At 58.4% G+C, this 24,016-nt stretch carries 22 protein-coding genes; 9 read left to right on the top strand and 13 right to left on the bottom strand.

Going from position 1 to position 24,016, the window contains the following annotated elements:
• Nucleotides 1-26: 26 nt before the first annotated feature.
• The 4 genes from recF to gyrB all read left to right on the top strand — a co-directional run bounded on the left by recF (nt 27) and on the right by gyrB (nt 4,660).
• Nucleotides 27-1,085 carry a DNA replication/repair protein RecF gene (gene recF, locus ACN0SD_RS02030; RefSeq protein WP_417806541.1) on the top strand — a complete coding sequence of 353 codons (1,059 nt, stop codon included), beginning with the start codon at nt 27-29 and terminating at the stop codon, nt 1,083-1,085.
• Complete coding sequence (locus ACN0SD_RS02025) at nt 1,082-1,510, top strand: VOC family protein (RefSeq protein ID WP_417806540.1); 429 nt, start codon at nt 1,082-1,084, stop codon at nt 1,508-1,510. The genes recF and ACN0SD_RS02025 overlap by 4 nt, the downstream gene beginning before the upstream one ends.
• Nucleotides 1,507-2,127 carry a LysE family translocator gene (locus tag ACN0SD_RS02020; RefSeq protein WP_417806539.1) on the top strand — a complete coding sequence of 207 codons (621 nt, stop codon included), beginning with the start codon at nt 1,507-1,509 and terminating at the stop codon, nt 2,125-2,127. Before ACN0SD_RS02025 ends, ACN0SD_RS02020 begins: the two co-directional genes overlap by 4 nt.
• An 82-nt stretch (nt 2,128-2,209) precedes the next feature.
• Nucleotides 2,210-4,660 (top strand): DNA topoisomerase (ATP-hydrolyzing) subunit B, encoded by a 2,451-nt coding sequence (gyrB, locus tag ACN0SD_RS02015; protein ID WP_417806538.1) that lies wholly within the window; start codon nt 2,210-2,212, stop codon nt 4,658-4,660.
• Nucleotides 4,661-4,740: 80 nt separating this feature from the next.
• Here the strand turns inward: gyrB and ACN0SD_RS02010 are convergent, their stop codons facing one another.
• On the bottom strand, nt 4,741-4,914 hold the full coding sequence (locus ACN0SD_RS02010; RefSeq protein ID WP_038075379.1) for a DUF1328 domain-containing protein: 174 nt from the start codon (nt 4,912-4,914) through the stop codon (nt 4,741-4,743).
• Between the two features lie 249 nt (nt 4,915-5,163).
• Here ACN0SD_RS02010 and ACN0SD_RS02005 point away from each other — a divergent pair, with 249 nt between their 5' ends.
• Nucleotides 5,164-5,583, top strand: coding sequence for a phage holin family protein (locus ACN0SD_RS02005; RefSeq protein WP_417806537.1), 420 nt, complete (start codon nt 5,164-5,166; stop codon nt 5,581-5,583).
• On the top strand, nt 5,580-6,587 hold the full coding sequence (locus tag ACN0SD_RS02000; RefSeq protein WP_417806536.1) for a hypothetical protein: 1,008 nt from the start codon (nt 5,580-5,582) through the stop codon (nt 6,585-6,587). The genes ACN0SD_RS02005 and ACN0SD_RS02000 overlap by 4 nt, the downstream gene beginning before the upstream one ends.
• 134 nt (nt 6,588-6,721) lie before the next feature.
• Here the strand turns inward: ACN0SD_RS02000 and ACN0SD_RS01995 are convergent, their stop codons facing one another.
• A complete protein-coding gene (locus ACN0SD_RS01995; RefSeq protein ID WP_417806535.1) occupies nt 6,722-6,919 on the bottom strand; it encodes a CsbD family protein in 198 nt (65 codons plus the stop codon).
• Between the two features lie 137 nt (nt 6,920-7,056).
• Between ACN0SD_RS01995 and ACN0SD_RS01990 the strand changes: the two genes are divergently transcribed.
• Nucleotides 7,057-8,094: an AI-2E family transporter gene (locus tag ACN0SD_RS01990; protein ID WP_417806534.1), complete on the top strand. Its 1,038-nt coding sequence runs from the start codon at nt 7,057-7,059 to the stop codon at nt 8,092-8,094.
• Here ACN0SD_RS01990 and ACN0SD_RS01985 read toward each other — a convergent pair whose 3' ends face one another.
• Genes ACN0SD_RS01985 through ACN0SD_RS01970 form a run of 4 tightly spaced genes read right to left on the bottom strand, consistent with a single transcriptional unit; the run spans nt 8,095 to nt 12,308 of the window.
• Complete coding sequence (locus ACN0SD_RS01985) at nt 8,095-9,669, bottom strand: phospholipase D-like domain-containing protein (protein WP_417806533.1); 1,575 nt, start codon at nt 9,667-9,669, stop codon at nt 8,095-8,097.
• Nucleotides 9,670-9,724: 55 nt separating this feature from the next.
• Nucleotides 9,725-11,578 (bottom strand): sensor histidine kinase, encoded by a 1,854-nt coding sequence (locus tag ACN0SD_RS01980; RefSeq protein WP_417806532.1) that lies wholly within the window; start codon nt 11,576-11,578, stop codon nt 9,725-9,727.
• Nucleotides 11,575-12,165, bottom strand: coding sequence for an RNA polymerase sigma factor (locus tag ACN0SD_RS01975; RefSeq protein ID WP_417806531.1), 591 nt, complete (start codon nt 12,163-12,165; stop codon nt 11,575-11,577). Before ACN0SD_RS01975 ends, ACN0SD_RS01980 begins: the two co-directional genes overlap by 4 nt.
• Nucleotides 12,162-12,308 carry a NepR family anti-sigma factor gene (locus tag ACN0SD_RS01970; RefSeq protein WP_417806530.1) on the bottom strand — a complete coding sequence of 49 codons (147 nt, stop codon included), beginning with the start codon at nt 12,306-12,308 and terminating at the stop codon, nt 12,162-12,164. The genes ACN0SD_RS01975 and ACN0SD_RS01970 overlap by 4 nt, the downstream gene beginning before the upstream one ends.
• A 98-nt stretch (nt 12,309-12,406) precedes the next feature.
• Here ACN0SD_RS01970 and ACN0SD_RS01965 point away from each other — a divergent pair, with 98 nt between their 5' ends.
• Nucleotides 12,407-13,204 carry a response regulator gene (locus ACN0SD_RS01965; RefSeq protein ID WP_417806529.1) on the top strand — a complete coding sequence of 266 codons (798 nt, stop codon included), beginning with the start codon at nt 12,407-12,409 and terminating at the stop codon, nt 13,202-13,204.
• 55 nt (nt 13,205-13,259) lie between these two features.
• Here ACN0SD_RS01965 and xylB read toward each other — a convergent pair whose 3' ends face one another.
• A complete protein-coding gene (gene xylB, locus ACN0SD_RS01960) occupies nt 13,260-14,696 on the bottom strand; it encodes a xylulokinase (RefSeq protein ID WP_417806528.1) in 1,437 nt (478 codons plus the stop codon).
• A 3-nt stretch (nt 14,697-14,699) separates the two neighbouring features.
• Nucleotides 14,700-15,731 carry an L-glyceraldehyde 3-phosphate reductase gene (mgrA, locus tag ACN0SD_RS01955; RefSeq protein ID WP_417806527.1) on the bottom strand — a complete coding sequence of 344 codons (1,032 nt, stop codon included), beginning with the start codon at nt 15,729-15,731 and terminating at the stop codon, nt 14,700-14,702.
• A gap of 102 nt (nt 15,732-15,833) precedes the next feature.
• Between mgrA and ACN0SD_RS01950 the strand changes: the two genes are divergently transcribed.
• The gene (locus ACN0SD_RS01950; RefSeq protein WP_417806526.1) at nt 15,834-16,682 is read left to right on the top strand and encodes a YihY/virulence factor BrkB family protein; all 849 of its coding nucleotides are present in this window, start codon (nt 15,834-15,836) and stop codon (nt 16,680-16,682) included.
• On the opposite strand, the gene ACN0SD_RS01945 is transcribed toward ACN0SD_RS01950, so the two are convergent.
• The 5 genes from ACN0SD_RS01945 to ACN0SD_RS01925 form a co-directional block, all read right to left on the bottom strand.
• A complete protein-coding gene (locus ACN0SD_RS01945; protein ID WP_417806525.1) occupies nt 16,676-20,287 on the bottom strand; it encodes a translocation/assembly module TamB domain-containing protein in 3,612 nt (1,203 codons plus the stop codon). The genes ACN0SD_RS01950 and ACN0SD_RS01945 overlap by 7 nt on opposite strands.
• Nucleotides 20,287-22,080, bottom strand: a complete 1,794-nt coding sequence (locus ACN0SD_RS01940) for an autotransporter assembly complex protein TamA (RefSeq protein ID WP_417806524.1) — start codon at nt 22,078-22,080, stop codon at nt 20,287-20,289. Before ACN0SD_RS01940 ends, ACN0SD_RS01945 begins: the two co-directional genes overlap by 1 nt.
• 120 nt (nt 22,081-22,200) lie before the next feature.
• Nucleotides 22,201-22,725 carry an isopentenyl-diphosphate Delta-isomerase gene (gene idi, locus ACN0SD_RS01935; RefSeq protein ID WP_417806523.1) on the bottom strand — a complete coding sequence of 175 codons (525 nt, stop codon included), beginning with the start codon at nt 22,723-22,725 and terminating at the stop codon, nt 22,201-22,203.
• Between the two features lie 139 nt (nt 22,726-22,864).
• Complete coding sequence (secB, locus tag ACN0SD_RS01930; protein ID WP_417806522.1) at nt 22,865-23,368, bottom strand: protein-export chaperone SecB; 504 nt, start codon at nt 23,366-23,368, stop codon at nt 22,865-22,867.
• Nucleotides 23,369-23,443: 75 nt separating this feature from the next.
• Entirely contained in the window at nt 23,444-23,953 is a 510-nt protein-coding gene (locus ACN0SD_RS01925; protein WP_417806521.1) for an FxsA family protein, read from the bottom strand.
• Nucleotides 23,954-24,016 lie beyond the last annotated feature (63 nt).

The raw sequence follows: 24,016 nt of genomic DNA, 5'->3' as shown, positions 1-24,016 counted from the left end.
TATTTCTAGCTAGATGAAAGAGTGCGATGCTGCGTGAGCTGACAATCTTGCAGTTCCGCTCGCATCGGCGCGCCGAGATTGCCTTTGATGGCCGGCCTGTGGCGATTTACGGGCCAAACGGCGCGGGAAAGACCAACATCCTTGAGGCGGTGTCGCTGTTTTCGCCTGGCCGAGGTCTGCGCCGTGCCAGTGCTGACGAGTTGATGCGCCGCGATGAGGCCGTTGGTTGGAAGCTGCGCGCGCGCACTGAGACGCATGAAATCGAAACCTCTGCCTTGCCGGGCGAACCGCGCCGCGTTGAAATTGACGCCAAAGCTGCGCCGCAAATCGCGCTGGCGCAGATCTTGCGCGTTCTGTGGCTGGTGCCTTCAATGGATCGGCTTTGGATCGAAGGGGCTGAGGGGCGGCGGCGGTTTTTGGACCGAATGGTGATGAGTTTCACCCCGTCCCATGCCGAGGCCACGCTCAACTATGAAAAGGCGATGCGCGAACGCAACCGGTTGCTGAAAGATATGGTGCGCGATCCGGCGTGGTATCACGCGCTTGAGGCGCAAATGGTTGAGGCAAGCGCCACCATTCGCGCCAATCGCTCCGAGGCATTGACCCGCATCGCAGCGGCCCAAGACGGCGCGGCGACGGCCTTTCCGGCGGCAAATCTGACACTTGAAAATCAGGGTCCCGAGGATCTTGCCGCAGCGCTAGATACCAATCGCGCGCGGGATATGGCTGCAGGGCGCACGCTTGAAGGCCCCCACCGCGCCGATTTAGTCGCCATTTATGCCGAGAAGAACGCACCGGCGTCGCTGTGCTCGACGGGCGAGCAGAAAGCCCTGCTGATTTCGCTGATCCTCGCCAATGCGCGCGCGCTGTCGGGCGAGGCGGTGGTGTTATTGCTAGATGAGGTGGCAGCCCATCTGGACTCAACCCGGCGCGCGGCGCTTTATGACGAAATCTGCGCGCTTGATGCGCAAGTGATGATGACGGGAACGGGCGCTGAGCTGTTCGACAGTCTTGGTGCGCGCGGGCAGTTTCTAGAAGTGAGCGAGGGTCCGCAGGGCTCACAGGTAGCAGAGGGCACGACATGACCTATCCGGTGCAGCGCGTCACGCTTATCACCTTGGGCGTACAAGATTTGAACCGCGCCAAAGCGTTTTACACGGCGCTTGGCTGGCAGCCTGCAGAAGAACAAGAGAGTGTCGTATTCTATCAGTTAAACGGGCTGGTTTTAGGTCTGTTTGGTCGGGCTGCATTGGCCAAAGATCAGGGGCGCGCCGGGTCGAAGCTTGGCACGGGCGCGATGACTTTGGCGCAGAATTTCGACACGCAGGAGGACGTGGACGCAGCGTTTAAGCAAGCGCTCGCCGCAGGAGCCACAGCGCTCAAACGCCCCGAGAAGGTGTTTTGGGGCGGCTATTCCGGCTATTTTGCCGACCCCGACGGCCATGTCTGGGAACTCGCGCACAATCCCTTCTGGCCCTTGGCCGATGATGGAGGCCTGACCCTGCCATGACGCTCACCTTGGCGCAGATCGCGCTGTATTCCGGCGCGCTTATCGTGCTGTTCCTAACCCCTGGCCCGGTCTGGCTGGCGCTATTGGCGCGCGGCATGTCGGGTGGGTTTGCGGCGGCGTGGCCGCTCGCCCTTGGGGTCACCGTCGGCGATATGATCTGGCCTGCATTGGCGATCCTTGGTGTGTCATGGCTGGTGCAGGAATTTAGCTATTTCCTGATCGTGCTGCGCTGGGTCGCGGTGGCTGTGTTTGTCGGCATGGGATATCTGCTGATCCGCCACGCCGATCACAAAATCAGTTCAGACAGTCGCCTGACGCGGCCCGGCAAATGGGCGGGGTTCGTTGCGGGCCTGATCGTGATTATCGGCAACCCCAAAGCGATCTTGTTTTACATGGGCATCCTGCCGGGCTTTTTTCCGATCGCGTCGATGACATGGGTCGATATCGTGCTGGTCAGCCTGATTTCCGCTATCGTGCCGCTGACTGGAAACCTAATCCTTGCCGGCTTTGTGGACCGCATCCGCAGCTTTGTCGCAAGCCGGGGCAAGATGGCGCGACTCAACCGGATCGCGGGCGGGCTGATGATCTTTGTAGGTCTTATCATTGCGGTGACCTGAACACGCTAAATCTTGTGTCTCAGGCGTGACATTACCCCGCCCATCCCCTATAAAATCCACAGATAAATAAGGACGAGCGGGCATGGCCGAGAATACTCCGAACACGAGCGCTTATGGCGCTGATTCTATCAAAGTTCTCAGGGGCTTAGAGGCGGTCCGCAAACGTCCCGGCATGTATATCGGCGACACAGATGACGGCTCGGGGCTGCATCACATGGTCTATGAGGTCGTTGATAACGGCATTGACGAGGCGTTGGCCGGTCATGCCGACTATGTTCACGTAAAAATTCACGCCGATAGTTCGGTTTCCGTGCGCGATAACGGGCGCGGAATTCCGGTTGGAATTCACTCAGAAGAAGGCGTCTCGGCAGCCGAGGTCATCATGACCCAGCTGCATGCGGGCGGCAAATTCAACAACACCGATGATGACGGCAACGCGTATAAAGTCTCGGGTGGTTTGCACGGGGTTGGCGTGTCTGTCGTGAACGCGCTATCGGATTGGCTGGAATTGACGGTCTGGCGCGATGGCAAGATTTACAAAGCCCGGTTTGAGCATGGCGAATGCGTTGAGCATGTGCATGTCGTGGGCGATGCACCGGGCGAAAAGGGCACCGAGGTACGCTTTTACGCGTCCAACAAGGAAACGAGCCCCGAAGGCACGTTCTCGAACCTCGATTATAGCTTTGCGACGCTGGAAAAGCGCCTGCGCGAGTTGGCGTTTCTCAATTCCGGCGTGCGCATCCTGATCGAAGATGATCGCCCCGCCGAGCCAGTGCATGTCGAATTGCACTATGACGGCGGCGTGCGTGAATTTGTGAAATATCTGGACCGCTCCAAGACTCCCGTGATGCCCGAACCGATTTATATGGTCGGCGAAGTGCGCGGCATTGGCGTTGAGGTCGCGCTGTGGTGGAATGACAGCTACCACGAGACGGTGTTGCCCTTTACCAACAACATCCCGCAGCGCGATGGCGGCACGCATATGGCGGGTCTGCGCGCGGCTTTGACCCGCACGATCACGAAATACGCGCAGGAAAGCGGCATCGCGAAACGCGAAAAAGTCGATTTCACCGGCGATGACGCGCGCGAGGGGCTAACTTGCGTTCTGTCCGTCAAAGCGCCCGATCCAAAATTCTCCAGCCAGACCAAGGACAAGCTGGTCAGTTCCGAGGTCCGCCCCGCGGTCGAAAACCTTGTGAACCAGAAGCTGTCGGAGTGGTTTGAAGAAAATCCGACCGAGGCCAAGCAGATCGTCGGCAAGATCGTCGAAGCGGCTTTGGCTCGCGAAGCCGCTCGTAAGGCGCGTGAATTGACCCGTCGCAAGACAGCGATGGATGTTGCCTCGCTGCCCGGCAAGCTTGCCGATTGCCAGGAAAAAGATCCGGCCCTGTCCGAGGTCTTCCTCGTCGAGGGGGATTCCGCTGGGGGATCGGCCAAGCAGGGTCGCGAACGGAAAAATCAGGCAGTTCTGCCGTTGCGCGGTAAGATCCTGAACGTCGAACGCGCGCGCTTTGACCGGATGCTCGGATCAGAGCAGATCGGCACGCTGATCACGGCACTTGGTACCGGAATTGGCCGCGATGAATTCAACATCGACAAGCTGCGCTACCACAAGATCGTCATCATGACCGATGCTGACGTGGACGGCGCGCACATTCGCACGCTTTTGCTGACTTTCTTCTTCCGCCAGATGCCCGAGCTGATCGAGCGCGGTTATCTCTATATCGCGCAACCGCCGCTCTATAAGGTCGCGCGTGGCAAATCCGAGGTCTACCTCAAGGATCAAACGTCGCTGGAAGATTACCTGATCGAACAAGGCGTTGATGGCGCGATCTTGCGGCTCAACACTGGCGAGGAAATCTCGGGGCAGGATTTGCGCCGCGTCGTTGAAGAGGCGCGCGTGATCAAGCGCATTCTTGGCGCCTTCCCGACCCATTATCCGCGCCACATTCTGGAACAAGCGGCGATTGCGGGTGCGATGTTACCCGGCAAGCTGGATGCTGATGCGCAAGGTGTGGCCGATGCGGTGGCTAAGCGACTGGATCTTGTCGCGCTGGAATATGAGCGCGGCTGGCAAGGACGCCCAACACAGGATCATGGCATCCGCTTGACTCGCGTGTTGCGCGGTGTCGAAGAGGTGCGCACACTCGACGGGGCCATCCTGCGCTCAGGCGAGTCGCGTCGTCTGGGCCAACACACCGAGACGATGACCGACGTTTACGACCGCCCCGCCAACCTAATCCGCAAAGAGCGCGGGATTTTGATCCACGGCCCTCTCGAACTGCTGGATGCGATCTTGCAAGAGGGCGAAAAGGGTCTGTCCCTGCAACGCTACAAAGGCTTGGGTGAAATGAACCCCGAGCAGCTTTGGGAAACCACGCTCGATCCCTCCGCGCGCACCTTGTTGCAAGTCCGTATCGAGGATGTGGCCGAGGCCGAGGATATCTTCTCCAAGCTGATGGGCGATGTGGTCGAACCCCGGCGCGAATTCATCCAGCAAAACGCGCTGTCAGTCGCCAATCTCGACTTTTGATTCCCTGTGTCAAAAAGTGAAAGGGCCGCTCCATTTGAGCGGCCCTTTTCCTTGGCGTATCATTCTCTGTTCCGGTGCAATTATACTGGCGGTTTGCCGCGAACGGCGCGCGCGACCATAGCGACCACGAACAGGATCAAGAACACCACGAACAGAATCTGCGCGATGCCAGCGGAAGCGCCCGCAATGCCGCCAAAGCCAAGTGCTGCGGCGATCAGCGCGATGATGAGGAACGTCAGGGCCCAACCTAGCATGGGGAATCTCCTTACAAACTTGTTTCTACCGATTAGTGACGCGTTCTCTTGCGTCTCATGGGGAAATAACGAGAGCTTGAACAAGAAGTTCCCGGAAAAGAATCTTCGAACTCGATGGAACTTTTTGTTACCGACGCGGTTTCGCGCATTCGCTTACGAGGGCTATCGGCGTAAGGAACCGTTCGCACACTGCCGCGTTATCTTGCTACATTCACAGCGTACGATGTGCGCTGTGCCAAAGGAGCGATGATGCCTGACGACGAAGCTGACGACCACAAGACCAAGACCTCTGAGCGTAGTGTTTCAGAGTTGTTTTCGCATTTCGTCGACCAAGCCCGCGAGATTGCGCGTGCCGAGGCTGACCTTGCGCGTGCCGAGGCGATGCATCGTGTGTCGCTTGTGCGAAACGCGGTCATCTTTGCCGGCATCGCATTAATCTTCGGGATTGGCGCGATTGGGCCATTGGTGCAATCGGGCGTTTACGCGCTGGAGTGGCTTGGACTGGACAAAGGCCCGGCCACGCTAATTGCAGGTGCAGTTCTTGTGCTGGTCGCGATCATTCTTGCGTTGATAGCGATCACGCAAATGCGTCGCGCGGGACGTCCTCCTAAACGGATCAAGGAAAACCTGTCTGCCGATGCGCAGACCATCAAGGAGACCTTTAAGTGAGCAAGAAAGCAAAAATTAAAGACCTCGAAAACCGCCTGCGTGACGATCGTGCGGATCTGGCCTCAACCCTAGCTGATCTCACAGGCCGCATCGCCCCCGAATATCTGTCCGAGCAGGTTTCGCAAATGGTGCAAGAGTATGCGCGCCCGATGGCCAAAAAGGCCGAAGAAACTGTGCGCGCCAACCCGCTGGCATTCGCACTGGCGGGCGCGGGCCTAGCTTGGCTCGTCCTGAGTGCCCGCAAGGGCAACGATGATACAGCAGAGACTGAAAACCCAGGAAAAGACCCTATCACGGCCCAAGATGGCCTGTCAGACGATTGGCTTGATGAAATCGACGAGCTGCGTGACGCTGCTTCCGAGCGCCTGCAGCAGCTTGAGATCGACGCGGCAAGCAACACCGAAAAAGCCGCTGAGTATGCAAGCGAACGTGCCCGCATGGTCAGTGAGTTCGCCTCGGACCTGCGGAACTCGCTACAGTCCGGCCTGAGCGACCTTAGCGACGAGGCACGCGAGCGTGTCGTGCGGGCGCGTGAGGCGGCCTATTCGGCGCGTCTGAGCCTTCAGGATCGCGCGAAAGATGCCGGTCAGTCTGGTAAGAAGATGATAAAGGACCATCCGCTGATTACAGCGGCGCTTGGTATTGCCATTGGCGCCGCGATCGTCAACGCGATGCCCAAGCCCGAAGTGAACCGCCGCTCGTTCGGCCCGCGCACCAATCGCTTGATCGACGAAGCCAAGTCGATCTACGATGAAGAAAAATCGCGCGTCAAATCACTGGCCGATACGGTCGGCAAAGAGGTGAAACGCACCGCCCGTTATGTCGCTGAAACCGCGACGGACGAAGCGCGCAAAACTGCGCGTGATATCTCGGGGCAAGCAATCAATGCAGGGCAAGATTTGAGCGAACGACTGGCTCAGCAACTGGCAGACGAAGCCAGCAAAGCGATTAAAGATGTGGGCCAACATCTGCGTGCGCGTGGTCATGGTGGCGTTACGCATTAACTACGCGCCAAACACCAATGATGAAGCCGGGCTCAGCGCCCGGCTTTTTCATGGCCTAAATGCCTTTAGCAGCCCAGAAAAAAAGGGCGCTTCGCACTCGCGAAACGCCCTCTTTTAGCCAGATTAGTGTCGAATTAGTTGGCCGAATACCAAGCGTCGACTTCCTTCTCAGCGGCTTCTTTGGTTTTGCCATATTTTTCTTGGACGAGGCCAACAAGCTGTTCACGACGACCTTCGGCTTTATCAAGCTCGTCATCGGTTAACTCACCCCATTTCTCACGGGCTTTGCCTTTGACTTGCTTCCAATTGCCTTTGATTTCATCCCAATTCATGGTGTTACCTTTCTCTCCAGTTACTGGAAAAGAAACGCCAAGCACGCGCCATGCGTTCCAAAAACTATTTGATCAAATAGACGGAACCACGGCGTGCAAACCGCGTTGTTCACGACATCGGGAGTTATACTCATACCATGAATCGCCTAGAGACCCTGTCGCGCGTCGCAATCATCGTTGTCGCCGTGATTGCCGTAGTTGCCGCGCTTGAACAGGTGGAGAGCCTGCTTGCCCCGGTCGTGCTTGCACTGGTCGTAGGGATCGTTCTCTCACCCATTTCCGATGCATGGGAAAACAGAGGTTTGTCGCCCGTCTGGGGGGCGCTTACCTCGCTCGTGATCTCTCTATTGGTCGCCGCTTTGCTGATATTGGTGATCCAGCCATTGTTGGCGCACATGATCGTTCAAGCGCCGAAGGTTTGGGACGACATGCGATCAAACGTTCTCGATCTGCGTCAGATGTTCAAAGGGATTCAAGACGCCAGCGACGAGGTCTCTAAGGCGATTACACCGGCCTCGGATACCGCCAAGGATGCGAGTGGCGCGTCGGCAATGCCAAGCGCGACCGACGTTCTTTTGCTGGCACCGGCTCTTTTGGGTCAAGCACTTCTGTATTTCGGAACGCTCTTCTTCTTTCAGCTTTCCCGGCGTGAGATTTATGACTGGGTTGCCAAGCATCTTGCCCAATCTACGCAACGAGGAAACACGGCGCTGCGTCTGCGTGCCGCTGAAAACCGTGTTTCGCGCTATTTTCTGACGATCTCGGTAATCAATGCCGGGCTTGGCCTATTCGTGGGGGCAGCAATGCAATTGATCGGGATGCCAAACGCGGCGCTGTGGGGCGTGATCGCCTTTTTGATCAATTATATTCTCTATCTTGGCCCTGCGATGCTGGCAATGGCGCTGATTTTCGCAGGCATTGCGGCGTTCGACGGACTGCGCGTGATACTTCCGGCGCTGATTTATGTCGGCTTGAACAGCATGGAGGGGCAGTTTGTTACCCCGACGCTGGTTGGAAAGCACATGCAGATCAATCCGCTTTTGATCTTCCTGTCGCTGACATTCGGGATCTGGCTTTGGGGGCCGCTTGGCGGTGTCGTCGCGATCCCGCTTTTGCTTTGGGCCCTGGTGCTGACAGATAGTCTGCGCGAACAAAAACCCTCCAGCGACACCTGATCAGACCATTTCCTCAGGCACGAAGGGCAGGCGTCGTCCAACGCGCCGGCCAGCATCGGGATCATAAGGCATCAGAAAGCCGTCGCGGTCCCCGGGGGGCAGCGCAGCATTTTGCTGGGCAATTTTCGCCCAGTGAGCAGCGGCATTGTCCAGCTCAAAACAGCACGGATCAGCGTCGTCGGGCAACCAATGGCGCATGACACGCCCGCGCATCGCTGCAACCCCGTCGCTGCGGCGTAGATAGACGCCGGCTTCGGTATCCCAAGCCAGCGAGCGGCCATTCAAATTGGCCGATGACACAATGGCTGACTCGTCATCGAAAATCGAGACTTTCGCATGCAGATAAATCAGCGGAGCCCCTTTGACGCGGTCCCGTCTGTGATCAGGCCCTGTGTTGCCTTTCTGCCGGGGCTGCGCGGGGTTACCCACAAATGCGCGCGCGCCAAAGGCCTGTTGCACAATACCAATCGCGCGCGCCTGCAAATATTCGCCATAGCGCAGATCAGTGCTGATGCCATTGCTAAAGGCCATCTCCTCGGGCGCCGCTGGCACGATCAGGATCAGATTGAGATCAGGGCGCTCCTTGGCGGCTTTGGCCAGGTGCCTGGCAAGAGACAGCGAGCGAAAATACTGTGTCTCAAGATAAATCAGCTTCTGCGCGCGCGCCGTCAGCATCTCATGCGCAGTGGCGATTTCACGGTTCTTCTGGCTCGGCCCAATCGCAAAGGGCGCAAATCGGCGGCGGCATGAAATCGTGCGCAGCAAACGCCGTGGCGGAGCCGCGTCCTGCTGACCCGCTGCGACCTCGTGAAAGCTATCAAGGTGCAGACGCGCCTCGCGCGTGACCGGACCCGACATCAACAACTGCACATCATGCCAAGTCTGCGACCCTTTCCGCGCGTGTTTTGGCGTGTCGTAACGGCGATCATTGAGGTTCAATCCGCCGATATAGAGCCATTTTTCATCGAAAAGCGCGATTTTTTGATGGTGGATTGCGGGGAAGAGCCTGGGCAAAGACAGCACCCGCTTTTTGAACCCGTGAGTGGCATTCCCCGACAAATACGGTGCCAGACCGGGCATATCGCGCAGGATAGTTTCCCTTTGCGCCGCGGGTTGATCGTTCAGCCATTGCGCATGCTTGCCCAGCTTGCGCATCGCCATCGGCCAAAACGCCAGACGCACGAAGAACCCCGATTGCGCAGGATGCATCAAGGCGCGAGTACTCAGCCGGGCCTGCGCACCCGCCAATTCCCGCACGGCGGCCAGCATTCGCATCGTGCGCCAAGTGCCGCGATGCAGTTCCGGGCGCGCACAGGGATCAAAGTCTGTGATATCAATGCGCACCGCAACGCCCCGGCGCAGCACGTGCAGGATCAGGTCAAACCACGTCTTGCCAACCTCGCGCCCACGCTTTGAACGCAGCTTGGTCGTCAGGTCAAAAATGCGGAAAGAGAGCCGAATATCATGGCGGGCATCCAAAAACGCACCCTCAAGCGCGGGATACGCCTCGGCGGCAGTCAAAAGCAGTTTCGTTCTGCTTGCCGCCTGAATTCCTGCTTTTTGTAGACGGTGCATGTAACTCGTTCACTTCCGCCAAACGTATTCGACACTCACCGCACAGAGCGTGCAGTCACGATTTCTCTTCAGTTTTAGCTGTTTCATCAGCATTAGATTTCAAGTGTTCTTCATGGCGCAATTCGCTTTCTTCAAGCGGACGAAGCGCGAACTCGGTCACAAGCGTGTAGACCCCATCCACGGTCTCAATTTGGAGCTGACCCGAAAGCTGCTGCACAAAAGCGTTTACCAACTGCGAGCCAAGCCCAGTTCCATCTACGGTTGCAGATGGTTCGGCATTGGGATCGACAGTGTTGCTGACGCGCAGGCGCGCCCGCCCTCCCTCAAGCTTGCGCAGCGTAATATCAAGCGTCGGCTTACCCGCCGCATTCGAGGCATATTTCATCGCATTGGTCATCGCCTCCGTCAGCAAAAGCGACAACGGCACCGCCTGATCCGGTGTGAGATGAATATCGTCGATTTGACAATCCACCGCGATCCGCCGCCCCGGCCCGGTCGCCAGGCGCGTGATCTGACGCACGATATCGGGCAACAGTTCTTGAGCGCGAATATTGGTCAACCCAGAGGTCTGATACAGCCCCCGGTGGATTGTCGCGAGCGAGATTACACGTTCTTGCAAGCTTTTCATCAAGCCTTTTGCCTCGGGCGTGCGGGCCTGACGCATCTGCATGTTGATGATCGAGGCGATGAGTTGGAGGTTATTTTTCACCCGGTGATGCACCTCGCGCAAAAGCACCTCTTTGTGGTGAACAATGTCCTCCAACTCGGCCTCGTCATGCAAAATCGTCTCGGTCATGTGACCATAGGCCTCGGCAAGATCGCGAATTTCCGTCGGCGCCCCCGATAGATTGAGCGTTCCGACAATCCGGTTTCCCGTCGCGAAATTCGAAATCGCAAAGGCGAGCTTGCGCACATGACCAATCACCAGCTTCTGCATCGCAAAATAGGCCACCAGCAGGCTTGCCGCCCACATCAACGCGGGAAACAAGATCGGCGAGATATCGGCAAACGGGCTAAGCGATGACATCTTTTCCGCAGGCCAACTGCCCAGCGCATAAAGCTGCCGAGGTACCACTTCGACAACGGAATAGACACGCTCGTGGCCAAAGTTGGACGCACCAGAAAATGTCACTGCCCCGCCCCCCGCCAACAGTTTGAGCGAACGATTTGCAGGCAGATGGCCTTGCGTTTTACTCAGCCCGTCGGACGACGTTAAAATCGTGCCTTCCGGATCGAACGTCATAATCACCAGCGGACGCTCGTCGTTCAGCTTGGGCCCGTCTTTAGCAAGCGACAACTCGGTATGGGGCATTGAAATCGAGATCATCCCGATATGGCGCCCCGCGTCGTCATAAACGGGATGCGCCACGCCCAATACCGACGTCCCAGACACCGGCGCAGTACGGTTGACGAAGAATGTCGTGTCGGTCGCCGCTGAGATTTTATTGAAAACATCTCCACCCGAGAAGTCAAACCGCTCCCCGGTATTCGAGCACGTCATCTGCCCACTCAGGGGAATGTAGGCGACAAGCGAGAAATTCTTGAATGTCGAGGCCACCTGCCGCATTCGCGCTGAGCAGGCCTGCGGGTCATCAATCAATGGCAAGACAGTGCTCGACAGCAATCGTGCTGCGTCCTGCGCATGTTGGATAACGCGGGTTTCCCCAGCCACCGCGCGCATCGTCTCGCCCATCAAGGCCGCTTCCGAACGCGCTTGCGCCTCGCGGGCCACGGAGGACGATTGCAGGATTGCGATAATCAACAGCGGGAACAGCGCGACCGCCAGCATCAAAGCCAGCCGCACCCCCAAACCATTGAATGCCGCGCGCAGGCCCTTGGGGCGCGCGCGCGAATATTCCATTTCAGGCGTGGACTCGGATTGCGCCCCTTCGGGAGCCTGTGGCGTCATGCGGCGGCAACTCCGGATCGGCCCATAACCGCCAGCGAATTTCGATCCGAGCCCGACATGATGTCCTCGCCCACTTCGAGTTCAAGCATCTCGGCTAGACGCGCCCGCGCGCGGTTTGCTCGACTTTTCACCGTGCCCACGGCCACGCCCATCATTCCGGCGGCTTCCTCGTAGGAAAACCCCGAGGCCCCGACCAGCGTCAGAACTTCACGGTGTTCCGGGCTAAGTTGATCAAAAGCGCGCACGAAATCATTCATCGCAAGGCGCCCGTCATGGGCCGGTTTTTCGAACAAGCTCGCCGCGTGCACCCCGTCAGGATCGGCCACCTCACGCTTGCGCTTGCGTCGATCGGAATAAAACGTGTTGCGCAAAATCGTAAACAACCATGCCCTCAGGTTCGTGCCCTTCTCGAACTTGTCGATATTCGACCAAGCTTTAACGATCGTGTCTTGCACCAGATCATCAGCCGAAGCTCCGTTGCGCGTCAACGACAGCGCAAAGGCACGCAGTGCACCCAAATGTTCGGGCAGCTCATCGCGCGGATCACGGATTTCGGTCTCCGGAGAGGTTTTGGAGGACGTCTTCATTTGCCGTCCTCCTTCGCCTTGAGTTGCGCCAGTAGATCTTTGAACCGATCAGGCACCTCTTCCTGCAAGGCTTCTTCGTAGACTCGCTTCAGATTGGCGTTGATCTGCTCTTTGATACTGGACTTTGACTTTTCGTCAGCCATGTCACTATACATTCCGGTTTCCGATCCCACATACTTTGCACGGAACCAAACGCAGGGCTACAACGTTTGGTTCCGAGAAAACGAAAAAGGGGGCTTTTATGTCCGAAGACATCGTCGGCACCATTGGGGCCAACCTTCCCTACCTGCGCCGCTACGCGCGCGCCCTCACCGGCAGCCAAGACAGTGGCGACCGTTATGCCGCCGCCACGCTCGAGGCGATCCTTGAAGACACCACACCTTTCGAGGGAAACGATCCCAAGCTCGCTTTGTTCCTTGCGTTCCATCTCGTCTGGGCGTCGGCTGGCTCACCTTTGGGCGAACCTGACAGCCGCCTCTCGGCAAGCGCTCAAGACCACATGTCGTCGCTGACGCCGAACACGCGTGAGGCTTTGCTGCTTCACTCGATCGAAGGCTTCCGCGTCGAAGAAATCGGCACGATCATGCAGATCGACGCTGATGAGGCGCAAGATTTGATCGACATTGCGCTTCGTGAGATGGAAGCCTCTGTCGCAGGCAAAATCATGATTATCGAGGACGAGGCGATCATCGCGATGGATATTCGCGCCATCGTCGAGGATATGGGTCATTCCATTACAGGGATCGCGCGCACGCGCTCCGAGGCTGTGGAACTGGCCGCCAAAGAGAAACCCGATCTGATCCTCGCCGACATCCAGCTTGCCGATAACTCGTCGGGCATTGACGCGGTGAACGATATCTTGGGCCAATTCGGGGCCGATCTGCCGGTGGTCTTCATCACCGCCTTCCCCGAGCGTTTGCTGACCGGCGAGCGTCCCGAACCCGCGTTCCTGATCACCAAGCCTTATACCGAGGCGCAGGTGCAGTCGGCGGTTTCGCAAGCGATGTTCTTCTCGTCGACCGAGACGCTCGCAGCCTAAATTACCGATCATACCAAATTCAAAGCCCCGGTTTCTAGCCGGGGCTTTTTGCGTTTCAGGTCAAGCCAGATATTCGCGAGGCGGCTTCGCGATAACGCGCATGTGCCGCGTCGAAATTTGCCGTTTGGGCCGAAATAGGGTCTATTTCGCGCGCGATTTGCGGTTGCGTTGCAATTTCGGCCCCGGCTCCGGTCGCCGCCATCATCCCCAAACGCGCCGCCCCGAACGCGCCACCATAATCGCCTGCAACGGGCAGCTTCACGGGCATGCCCAGCGCCGTTGCAATCGCTTGCAACCAATAGTCGGACCGAGAACCACCCCCCACCGCCAGCAAGCTATCAATCTGCGTCCCGGTCGCAGCCAAGGCATCGCGGCAATCACGGATCGCGAAGGTCACGCCCTCAAGCACCGCGCGCGTGGCTGCCGCCCGATCCGTCGCATGCTCCAGCCCAATAAATGCGCCGCGTATCGACGCATCGTTCAATGGCGTGCGTTCACCACCCAAATAGGGCAGGAATAGGGTCTTTCCGGGCGCCTTCAGCGCGCCTAGATCCGCCGTCAAATCCTTGGCCTGCACGCCCGTCAGGCGCGCAAACCAATTCAGCGCATCACTCGCCGCCAAAATCACACCCATCTGGTGCCAAGTGTTCGGCAACGCGTGACAGAATGTATGCACCGCCGATGCCGCATCCGGCTGATAGCCATCATTAGCGGCAAACAACACGCCCGATGTGCCAAGGCTGACAAAGGCTTGCCCCGCCTTCACTACGCCCACACCAATCCCCGAAGCGGCATTGTCGCCCCCGCCACCTGCAACGACCACGCCGGTCCCGGCGCCGAACTGCGTCGCCAATGCAGGGCGCAACTGGCCCGAAACGCCAGAGCCTTCAACAAGACGCGGCATCTGATCGCGACGCATGCCATTTGCTGCCAATAGCGCGTCCGACCAATCACGCGCGCCCGTATCCAACCAGCTTGTCCCTGCTGCATCTGACATATCGGATACATGTTCGCCCGTTAGCCAAAGCCGCAGGTAATCTTTCGGGAGCAAAACTTTTGCCGTTTTCGCAAATATCTCCGGCTCATGCTTGGCAACCCACAATAGCTTGGGCGCTGTGAAGCCGGGAAAGACGATATTGCCGGAGATCGCGCGAAACTGTGGATCGGCGTCCAACGCCGCGGCCTCGTCATGTGCGCGGGTATCGTTCCACAAGATGCAAGGTCGCAACACCGCGTCACTCGCATCCAGCAAAACCGCGCCATGCATTTGCCCGGACAGGCCAATCCCGCGCAGCCCTGCCAGCCCATAGGCCGAAAGCTCGCCCAGCACCACCTCAGCAGCCTTGATCCAATCTTGCGGCGCTTGCTCTGACCAGCCATCTTTCGGGCGCGCGACATTCAACGGCGCGCTCGCCTCTGCCAGCACCTCCTGATCGTCGCTAATCAGAACACCTTTCAGGCCAGACGTGCCAAGGTCGAGGCCGATATACATCGCTCATACACTCTCAGACGAGCGCGCCCAGAGGTTGATCGCCTCATCATGAGCGTGCGTATCTATTTCAGCAAGCTCCGCATCGGTGAAAGCCAAATTAGACACTGCACCAGCACAATCGAGCACTTGCGAGGGTTTGGATGCGCCAATCAATGCCGAGGTAATCCGCCCTTTCCGCAGCACCCAGGCAATCGCCATCTGCGCCAGAGTTTGCCCACGCGCCTGCGCAATTTCGTCAAGCGCATGGATCTTTGCGATCGCCTCGGGGGTGATCACATCGCGATCCAGCGACTTGCCCTGCGACGCGCGCGAGCCTTCGGGAATACCGCCCAGATATTTCTTCGTCAGCAACCCCTGCGCCAGCGGCGTAAACGCAATGGACCCCACGCCCAAATCATCAAGCGTATCGGTCAGCCCGTCGCGCTCTACCCAACGATTGAGCATGTTGTAACTGGGCTGATGGATCAGCAGCGGCACGCCCATATCGCGCAGGATCGCGGCGGCCTCACGGGTGCGTTGCGAATTGTAGCTGGAAATCCCGATATAAAGCGCGCGGCCCGACCGCCAGATATGTTCCAGCGCACCCATCGTTTCTTCCAGTGGCGTATCGGGGTCAAAGCGATGCGAGTAGAAAATATCAACATAATCCAGCCCCATCCGCTTGAGCGATTGGTCACAAGACGCGATCAAATACTTGCGCGATCCCCACTCGCCATAAGGCCCCGGCCACATGTCATAGCCCGCTTTTGAGCTGATGATCAGTTGGTCGCGGAATCCTGCAAAATCGGTGCGTAGAATGTCGCCAAACGCCTCTTCAGCCGATCCCGGCGGCGGGCCGTAATTATTCGCCAAGTCGAAATGCGTAATCCCGCAATCGAAAGCTGTCCGGCAAATCGCGCGTTTGACCTGATGAGGCGTATCGTGCCCAAAATTGTGCCACAGGCCCAGCGACACCGCAGGCAGTTTCAGTCCGGATCTACCGCATCGGCGATAGACCATTTTCGAATAGCGATCTTCGGCGGGGTGATAGGTCATGGCATGCCTCCTTCTATTAGCGGAAACAGAAACATAGCGCGCGGGGCTTCGCAAGTTGCACTCGGGCGGTGCTTGCGCAATGGTGATCGAAAGGAGAGCCGATTGCGCGATTTGATGAAGTTCGGACTTGGTCTGCTGGGCAGACTCGTGGCATCCAACATTACCTTGGTGTCTGCAGGTGTCGCTTTTTACGCTATGCTAGCGGTCTTTCCCGGCATCTCGGCGACAATCGCGATCTGGAGCGCATTTTCCGACCCGGCGATCATTCATCAATACCTAGCGGTCGCGCGAGAGTTCATTCCACCCGAGGCCTATGAATTGCTTAACGGGCAAATTCAGAGTTGGCTGATCGGGCCGCGCCCCTCCATTGGATTTGGCACACTCCTTTCGGCCCTCGTGACGCTGTTTTCAGCCCGCGCAGGCGTCGCGGCACTGGTCCTCGGCCTGAACGTGATTCACGGCACCAAGCCCCGCGCCACGATCTGGAGCTTTGTGCTGGGCTACCTGATGACGATCTCGCTGGTCGGCGTCATGTTGCTAGCGATGGCAACCATCGTGCTCGTGCCGATCGCAATCAATTTCCTGCCCTTTCACGAATATACCAGTTTTCTGCTAACGGGTCTGCCTTGGGCCGCGATGCTGCTTTTGATGCTCACCGCCTTGGGTATTCTCTACCGCTACGGCCCCAATACCGAGGGGCGGCGCGACCCGGTGTTGACCCTGGGGGCGGTGCTGGCGACCGTGGTCTGGGGAGTGAGTTCGCTGGCGCTGACCTATTACCTCGCGAACTTTGGGTCGTATAACAAGATTTACGGATCCATCGGCGCGGTGATCGCCCTGCTTTTCTGGCTTTATCTCAGCGCGCTTTCAGTACTGCTGGGGGCAGCCCTCAATGCCGAGTTGAACGACCAAAACGCCAAGGCCGCGAAGGCACGACAGGACGATCAGTAGTTGCGCTCGTAATAGATTCCGATCCCGCTAGCTCCATCCGACCCAACTGTGCCACGCGCCGTGACGTTTTTGTTCACGTCAAGGTTGAGATTGATCTCGGATGTGCCGTCACCGGCGACAGTTACGTCCGTATACAGGTTTTTCGATAGATACTTACCGGCTTTAAGCTGGGCATTGCCTGACGCATCCGTCGAAATATCAAGGTCATCCAGCCCGGTGCTTTTGCGCAGCTTGCTGATGATCCCATCGCCGCCTTTGCCCGCCAAAGTCGCCACGGCCGACGCCAGTTGCGCGGCTTGGATGGCGGACAGGTTTTCAAGGCCACGCCCGAAGATCAGGCGCGATATCACCTCGTCTTGGGGGAGATCAGGTGACGAAGAGAACGTCACCTGCGGTTCATTCGCCTGACCGGAGATCGAGATGGTGATCGTGTAATCGCCCTGCGTAGTGACCGCTGAGAAATCAATATAGGGCAGCAGCGCGCCTTGCAGCGCAATCTGACCCTTATCCAGCGTGAAGCGCTGTCCGAGAATTTCCAGACGGCCACGCACAAGGTTGAACTGCCCGATCGGCACGACATTGGCCGTGGTTCCGCTGATGCGCAAGCTCCCCCCAAGCTCGGCGTCCAGCCCCCGCCCGCGCACAAAAATCCCACGGCTCGAGGCGATAGTGACATCCAACGGATAAGCACGCCTTGGGGTAGAGCTGCTTTCAGCGGATGTATCGCCATTATTCAGTAGACCTGCGCGTTTCAACGTAGCGCGCACCGCCGCACTTTCGCCAACATGTGTCAGCCCTTCAGGCACCGAGGACGTGCCGCTAACACCCGACGAGGGCACGCGCAGTTCGGTATCCGAAAGCGTAATCTTGCCGGCAATCTTAGCACCACCCGCCAGTGGCCCGTCCATCGTTATCGTGCCAGAGGCGCGGGTGTCGTAAAGCTCTGGATCGCGTAGGCGCGCCCGATCAAAGCGGATCGTTAGGTTGCCATTAAACGGCGCAGTCAGATCAATCGGTCCATTCACCGTCAGCGACCCACCCGACCCCAGTTGTCCGGTGAGCCCCAGTTGCGCCCTGCCATCCGCGAGTTGCACGCGGGTGTTCACCTGCTCCAACTCCATCCCAAGATTCGGGGCGACGATGCGCGTGCCATTTGCGGTGATCGTACCAGACAAGGCAGACAGCCCCGGTTTGCCATTGAGCCGCAGATCGAAACTTAGCGGGCCTTGCACCGAGCGCGGCGCGATAAACGCATTGGCCAGTGCGGTCTGCGCTGTCCCCGTTATCGATAGATCGGCGTTGGCAAAGTCAGAGGCAACCTGACCTGCAACTTTCGCGCTGGTGCCGCCCGGACCGTTCCCCGAAATATTCACCTGATACCCGGTGCCATCATCCGTCACCGTGCCATTTAGGCTGAGAGGCCCAGGAAACCCGGGGGCCAGCAAGGCCGCATTGGCAAGGCGCGCGTCCAGCGTGATTTGACGGTTCGTATCGCTCACCGCGCCATTCGCCGAGATCGTAACCTGCGGGTTTTTTACGCTCAGGTTCTGCAACTTTACACGGCCACCCGTATACTCGGCTGCTAGGGAAACGGTTGTCTTTCCGCCCAAGACTCGGTCGATTTCGGCCTGACCGATGCCAAGGTTTTGCGCATCAGCATCCAGATCGGCCGAGAATGTTTCACCCGACCGCGTCACCTTGGCATCCGCGCTCAACTGGCCGTGGTAGCCGCCGCCCAGCAGCGACAGGTCCTTCGTCTCGACATGCGCATTCAGCACGCCATCTTTGCTGTTCAAGGTGCCCTGCGCCGAGGCCACGACGACGCGTGTGGTGGCATTGAACGCCTTGATCGTCAGACCGGTTTCGTCCCGGCTGGCGGAGAGCGAGATTTCGGATCGCCCCTTGAGGGCCGCGTCGGCTTGCGGTTGATTGATCGTGACGTCCTGCCCCGTCACATCAAGATCGGCGTCAAACGCCCCCGTCAGCACCGTGTAATTCCCCGAAATCGAGCCTAACACCGCCCCGCTCAGCGGTCTGCCGGCTAAACCCGACAGCGCAGAAATATCGCCATCATCAATCCGAGCCGTGCCGCTGATTTTAGCGCCCTTATCTAGGTCCGCGATTCGTAGATTGGCATCGGCACGATAGCCTCGACCCAGTAGAGAAAGTTGCGACAGACGTAGCGGCTGGTCTTGCTGCCACGAGAACACGGCCTTGCCCGTCACGAACGGTCCAACGGCTTGCGCAAGCTTCTCGTCCGCCAGTTCGATCCCGTTCGCGCTTAGTACCACCGTGCCGCCCACGCTACTGGGCGCGCCTTGGCGAATACGCCCCGAGCCCGACAAAATTGCGCTGAGCATCTTGGTGCCATCTTCACGACGCAACTCGTTCAAGCGTCCGCTTAGTGACCAGCCATCGCCGGTCGCCTGATCATAGGCCAGCTTGATATCGCCCGATTGCACCCAGGTTTTGACGCCCGAAATCGGAAGCAGCACCTCTTGCCCATCACCCAGACCAAGCTGCCCGGTCAGGTCGAATTTTTGCGGCAAGCCATTCGCGCCAATCTTGGCCGATCCCTGCAGATCAAGCGCGCGCGATTTCACATCCAGCATCTGAAGATTGGTCTGCCCTGAGGCCGTGCGGGCCCCTTGCGCAACGAAGGACACATTGTCGCCAAAAAACTCACGGTATTCCGGCGGCAAAAGCGGAGAGACATCACCCGAGAAAACCGCCGAGAAACCGGTTTCCGGCGCAGTCCCCTGCACGGCGCCCTCCGGCACGGATTTCTCGACCGAGACCTTGCCGGCCAGACGCTGCTGGCCATCGGTGCTCAGCACGACATCGGCAGAAAACTTGTCGATCGGCCCGCTGCCTGACAGTGCCAAAGTAATTGAAGGCTGTCCCGGCAATCCGATCATCTTGGAAATGATTCCGCCTTTGCCCTCATCAACCAGCAGATCCAGACCCAATTCGCGCGTGCCGTTATCGTAAGAAGCAGTCAGCGAGAATTTCCCCTTCTGCCCGTCGGTCCGGTCGATATCGAGCTTGGCGTTGCCTTCACCGCCAGCAAGCGACACCGAACCGACCACTTTCACCGTTGCCGCTTCACCGATCACCGGTTGCCCGATGAAAACTTTTTTGGCGTCGATCTTGCCGATATTCAGCGCCACCGGCAGGTCGGGCAGAGAGAACGGCTTGGCCTCAGGCGTGGGCGCAGTGCTGCCTGTGGAAGATGCGCTTGGCAGGCGCGGCAGGTCGATTTCAGCGGCGGACAGCTCGTCAATTTCGATTTTACCGGTCAAAAGCGCCGTGCGATTCCACTGGATCGCCCCGTCCTTGATCGTTAGCCACGCGCCTTGATCGTCCGATATCGTCAGCGAGCTAAAGGTCGCACGCGAACTCAGCGCACCCTCAAACCCATCAAGACGCACCGAGCGCCCGGCGCCCGACAGCGAATCCTCGATCAGCCCGGTCAGATAAGACCGGTCACGCTGTGTCTGCGCCTCGGTTGCAGGACCCGCGGTTTGATCAACCGGCGTGCTGTCTTGGGCAAACCCGGCCAAGGGCCAGATCATCAAGGCAAGCGAAAGGAGAACGCGTTTCATCAAAATGCCTGTCCAATCCCGATATAAACCTGCGCGCCGCTCCCGGTGTCGCCACTGACCGGGAAGCCGACATCAAGACGGATCGGACCAATCCCGGTCTTGTAACGCAGACCCAGTCCCGCACCGGCCTGCGAGCCACTTTCGCCACCGCCAGACACATAGCCGTAGTCATAAAAGGCCACGATGCCGATCGTCTTTGTGATACCGATGCGCGCCTCGCCCGAGACGCCGACGAATTCGGTGCCCCCCGTCGTCAAAGTGCCTCCGTCCAGAACTGTGACGCCCAGCGATTGGTAGGGCTGGCCGCGCACGGTGCCCCCGCCGCCGGAATAAAACAGGTAATCGCGCGGTGTTTCAGCCAGATCAGAGCCAAAGACGCGACCCAGTTGCAGGCGCCCTGCCAGCACGAAACGATCCTGCGCGCCAAAACCGGTATAGCCACGCAGATCCGCGGTCAGCTGCCCGCCTGTTCCTGTGTCGCCACCCAACCCCACGAAAGGCGTCAAGCCAGTCTTGATGTAATACCCCTTGGTCGGATCAAGATCATTGTTGCGATTGTCATAGGTCACAGTCGTCGGGAAGTAGATTTGACGAAAGAAGGTCTCGCCAGAGCTGTCAGTCACTTTCGACCAACCATATTTGATCGCCGTATCCGCCGTCAGCTTGTCACTGAAGATGCGACTGACACCAAAGCCGATGTCAAAGGCGTTTTCATCGTAATCTTCTTCGTTCGATTGGCTGATCTCGGTCTCAATATAAGCTGAGGTATCGGGGCCGAAGGTTGCCGGACGTTCGATCCGCGTGCCCAGCGAATAATCGGTGCCCCCCGTCGCGCCGCCGATCCCGCTGATCGCGCCATCAATGCGAAGCCGTTCGCCACCGCCAAACAGGTTGCGATGCAGCCAATAGGCGGTCAGCCCGATCCCGTCATCGCTATTCAACTCGGCACCCGCGCCGATCTTGCGCGGCTTCTGTTCAACCACGGCAAGGTCGACATTCATGCTGTTATCGGGGTTCAATGCCTTTGCCTCGGTCACAGCAACCGAACTGAAAATGCCGGTGCGCCGCAGCCGCGTCTGCACCTTCTCCAGCTCCTTGGGGTCATAGACCTCGCCAGTAGGAAAGCCCGCAATCTGGCGCAACCTCTTAGTCCGCAAGCGTTTAGTGCCCGACACATCGAGCGTACCAAAATGCACTAAAGGTCCGGGAGCAAGCCGAACATCGGCCGCCAGCGTATTTGTACGGTGACTAGCAACAATCGACTGACCAGAAACCTGCGCTTTGGCGTGGCCATCGTCACGCCAACCGTCTACGCCAGCCGTCGCCGCCTCGACGACCAAGCCCGATTTCGCAGGCTGACCGATGGCGAAACCCTCGGGCAGCTGAGTATCTGGCGCAAGCGGAACAATTTCTGCCTTGGAAAAACGGAAGTTCGGGCCGGGGGTCACCGATACCACGACATTGCGGATAGTTGAGGGCGCATCCAGCGGGGGAATCGAAGCTGCCTCGCGCCCGTCAAGTTTGATCGACACGACCCCCGAATAATACCCTTCGGAAAACAGCGTTGAGACAATGCGATTATAATCGGCACGTGCCGCAGAAAAAATATCCTGCGCATCCTTGCTTTTATCCGAGGCAGATTGCTCGAGCAGGGAAACGCCCTTGACCGTATCGCGCAGACTATCCGAGGCACCCGGTGTGGTGAAGCTGAGATCATAGGCGGCTGCGGGCAGTGCCGCCAGCACGCTAATCGCGAAACTAAGTGTGAATGTCTTGATCTTCTTCGTTCCCATGTCGCGCCCCCATGTGCGGGGGCAGAATCGCAAGTATAGCAATGAAACGCCATAGCTTGCGCAAGGTTCCGCGCTATTTGTGAAGGCTATCGGCGGAAATCACCCAACATGCCTTCGCTCCTAGCAAATAAGCGTCGAAAAAATCCGTCCCATATGTTCGTTCATGTAAATCCGCAGCCATTTTGAGAACCGCTCCGGATGACGGCGCACCTCTGCGGCCAGATCATACAAGCCCACCCAACGCGTCTCGCTGACCTCGTTGGGATCGGGGTTGACCGTCATCTCGGGGCGAACGTGGGCAAGATACACCTCGACGACCTCATGCTCGATCAACCCATCCTCAACCTCGGCGCGATATTCAACGCGATCCGCATGCGCCGGATAAAGCCCGGTGATCCCCAGCTCTTCCCGCAGGCGACGCACGGCGCAATGTTCGGGGCGCTCATCCCAATCGGGGTGCGAACAACAAGTATTTGACCATTTCCCCGCCGAATGATCTTTGCCAGCCGCTCGTTTCTGGATCAGCAATTTGTCACCATCCATGACAAAAATAGAGACCGCCTTATGGCGAAGTCCCCGTGCATGCGCTTCGTGTTTTTCGACTGGCATCAGCTTATCGCCGACCCAGGCCTGAATTTGTGTCATCGTGATCGCGTCCCATGCGAACGCGCGCTGCAAACGCAGAACGCCGCCATAGGATGAGCATGGCGGCGTTCAAAGTCACGGTGTCAGCTTGTCGCTGAGGCAGCATGCCGCGCCTTGGGAATATCAAGCGGGCAAAGGTTCAGGAAAGCGTGGCGGGTTCGCCCGATTCTGATTGCTGGCGGCGTGCCAACTCGGCGCGATACAGCGCCACAAAATCCACGATCTCAAGGTTGAAGGGAGGGAAGCCACCGTCGCGCGTCACATCCGAAACAATCCGGCGCACGAAGGGGAACAACTGGCGCGGGCATTCGATAAGCAGGAAGGGATGCAATTGGTCTTCGGGCACGCCCTCGATGTGGAAAATTCCGCCGTAATCCACCTCCAAAAGATAAAGGGTCGAATTATCGGTCTGGTTCGTCGCGGTGACTTTGAATTTCGAAATCACCTCATACTGGTCGTCTTGCGCGCGCTTTTTCGCGTCAAGGCTCACCTGAACCTGCATCTCGGGCTGAATATCAGCCGCTTGCAGCCCCTTGAGGGCAACATTGTTTTCAAACGAAAGATCGCGCACGAATTGTGCGAGAATGTTCATCCGCAGTTGCGGCTGTTCAGCGGCATCAGCGCCATTGGCTTGATCAGTCATGAATATCTCCAACCTTGTTTGCGCCGGGTGTAGCACTGCTCGGCGCCTGTCTCAATTCTCAATAATGCGACCTTGTCACTGGTCTTGATCGCGCGTCCAGCCCGACGGTCCGTTGCGCGGTGGTGTGCGCGGCGCCATATCGTCGATTTCCTCGGCATCAATCACATCCGGGTCACGCGGTCGCCGCGGATCAGTCCCGCCCGGCGGAAATGGCGAACCGCCCATTTCAAAACGCGCGACGGTCACACGACTTGCCAGCCGCGTCATCACCCAGTTGCGCACACGGGGGATCAACAGCAACAACCCCAACGCATCGGTGAAAAACCCCGGCGTCAGCAGCAGCACACCCGCCACCAAGATCATCGCCCCATGCGCCAAAGGCCGCGAAGGGTCGCTTAACTCGTTCAGCGAGCGGCGCAGATCCTCAAGCGCGCGCGCGCCTTCGCGACGCACAAGCGCGGTTCCCAAAACGGCGGTAATTACCACAATCGCAAGCGTCGGCCACAAGCCGATCATCCCGCCCACCTTGACGAACAGCCCGATCTCGATCAACGGCACGGCCAAAAAGGCCAAAAAGATCCACATATCATCCTCTTTCTTCGCTCTGCACGTCCGAAGCCGCGCAGGTGGACTTGATCCTGATGCTGC

Source organism: Thioclava sp., assembly GCF_048263065.1.
In the GTDB taxonomy this organism is placed as follows: domain Bacteria; phylum Pseudomonadota; class Alphaproteobacteria; order Rhodobacterales; family Rhodobacteraceae; genus Thioclava.
Note: the sequence above shows the minus strand (reverse complement) of the source record. Positions and strands in the feature narration are given on the sequence as shown.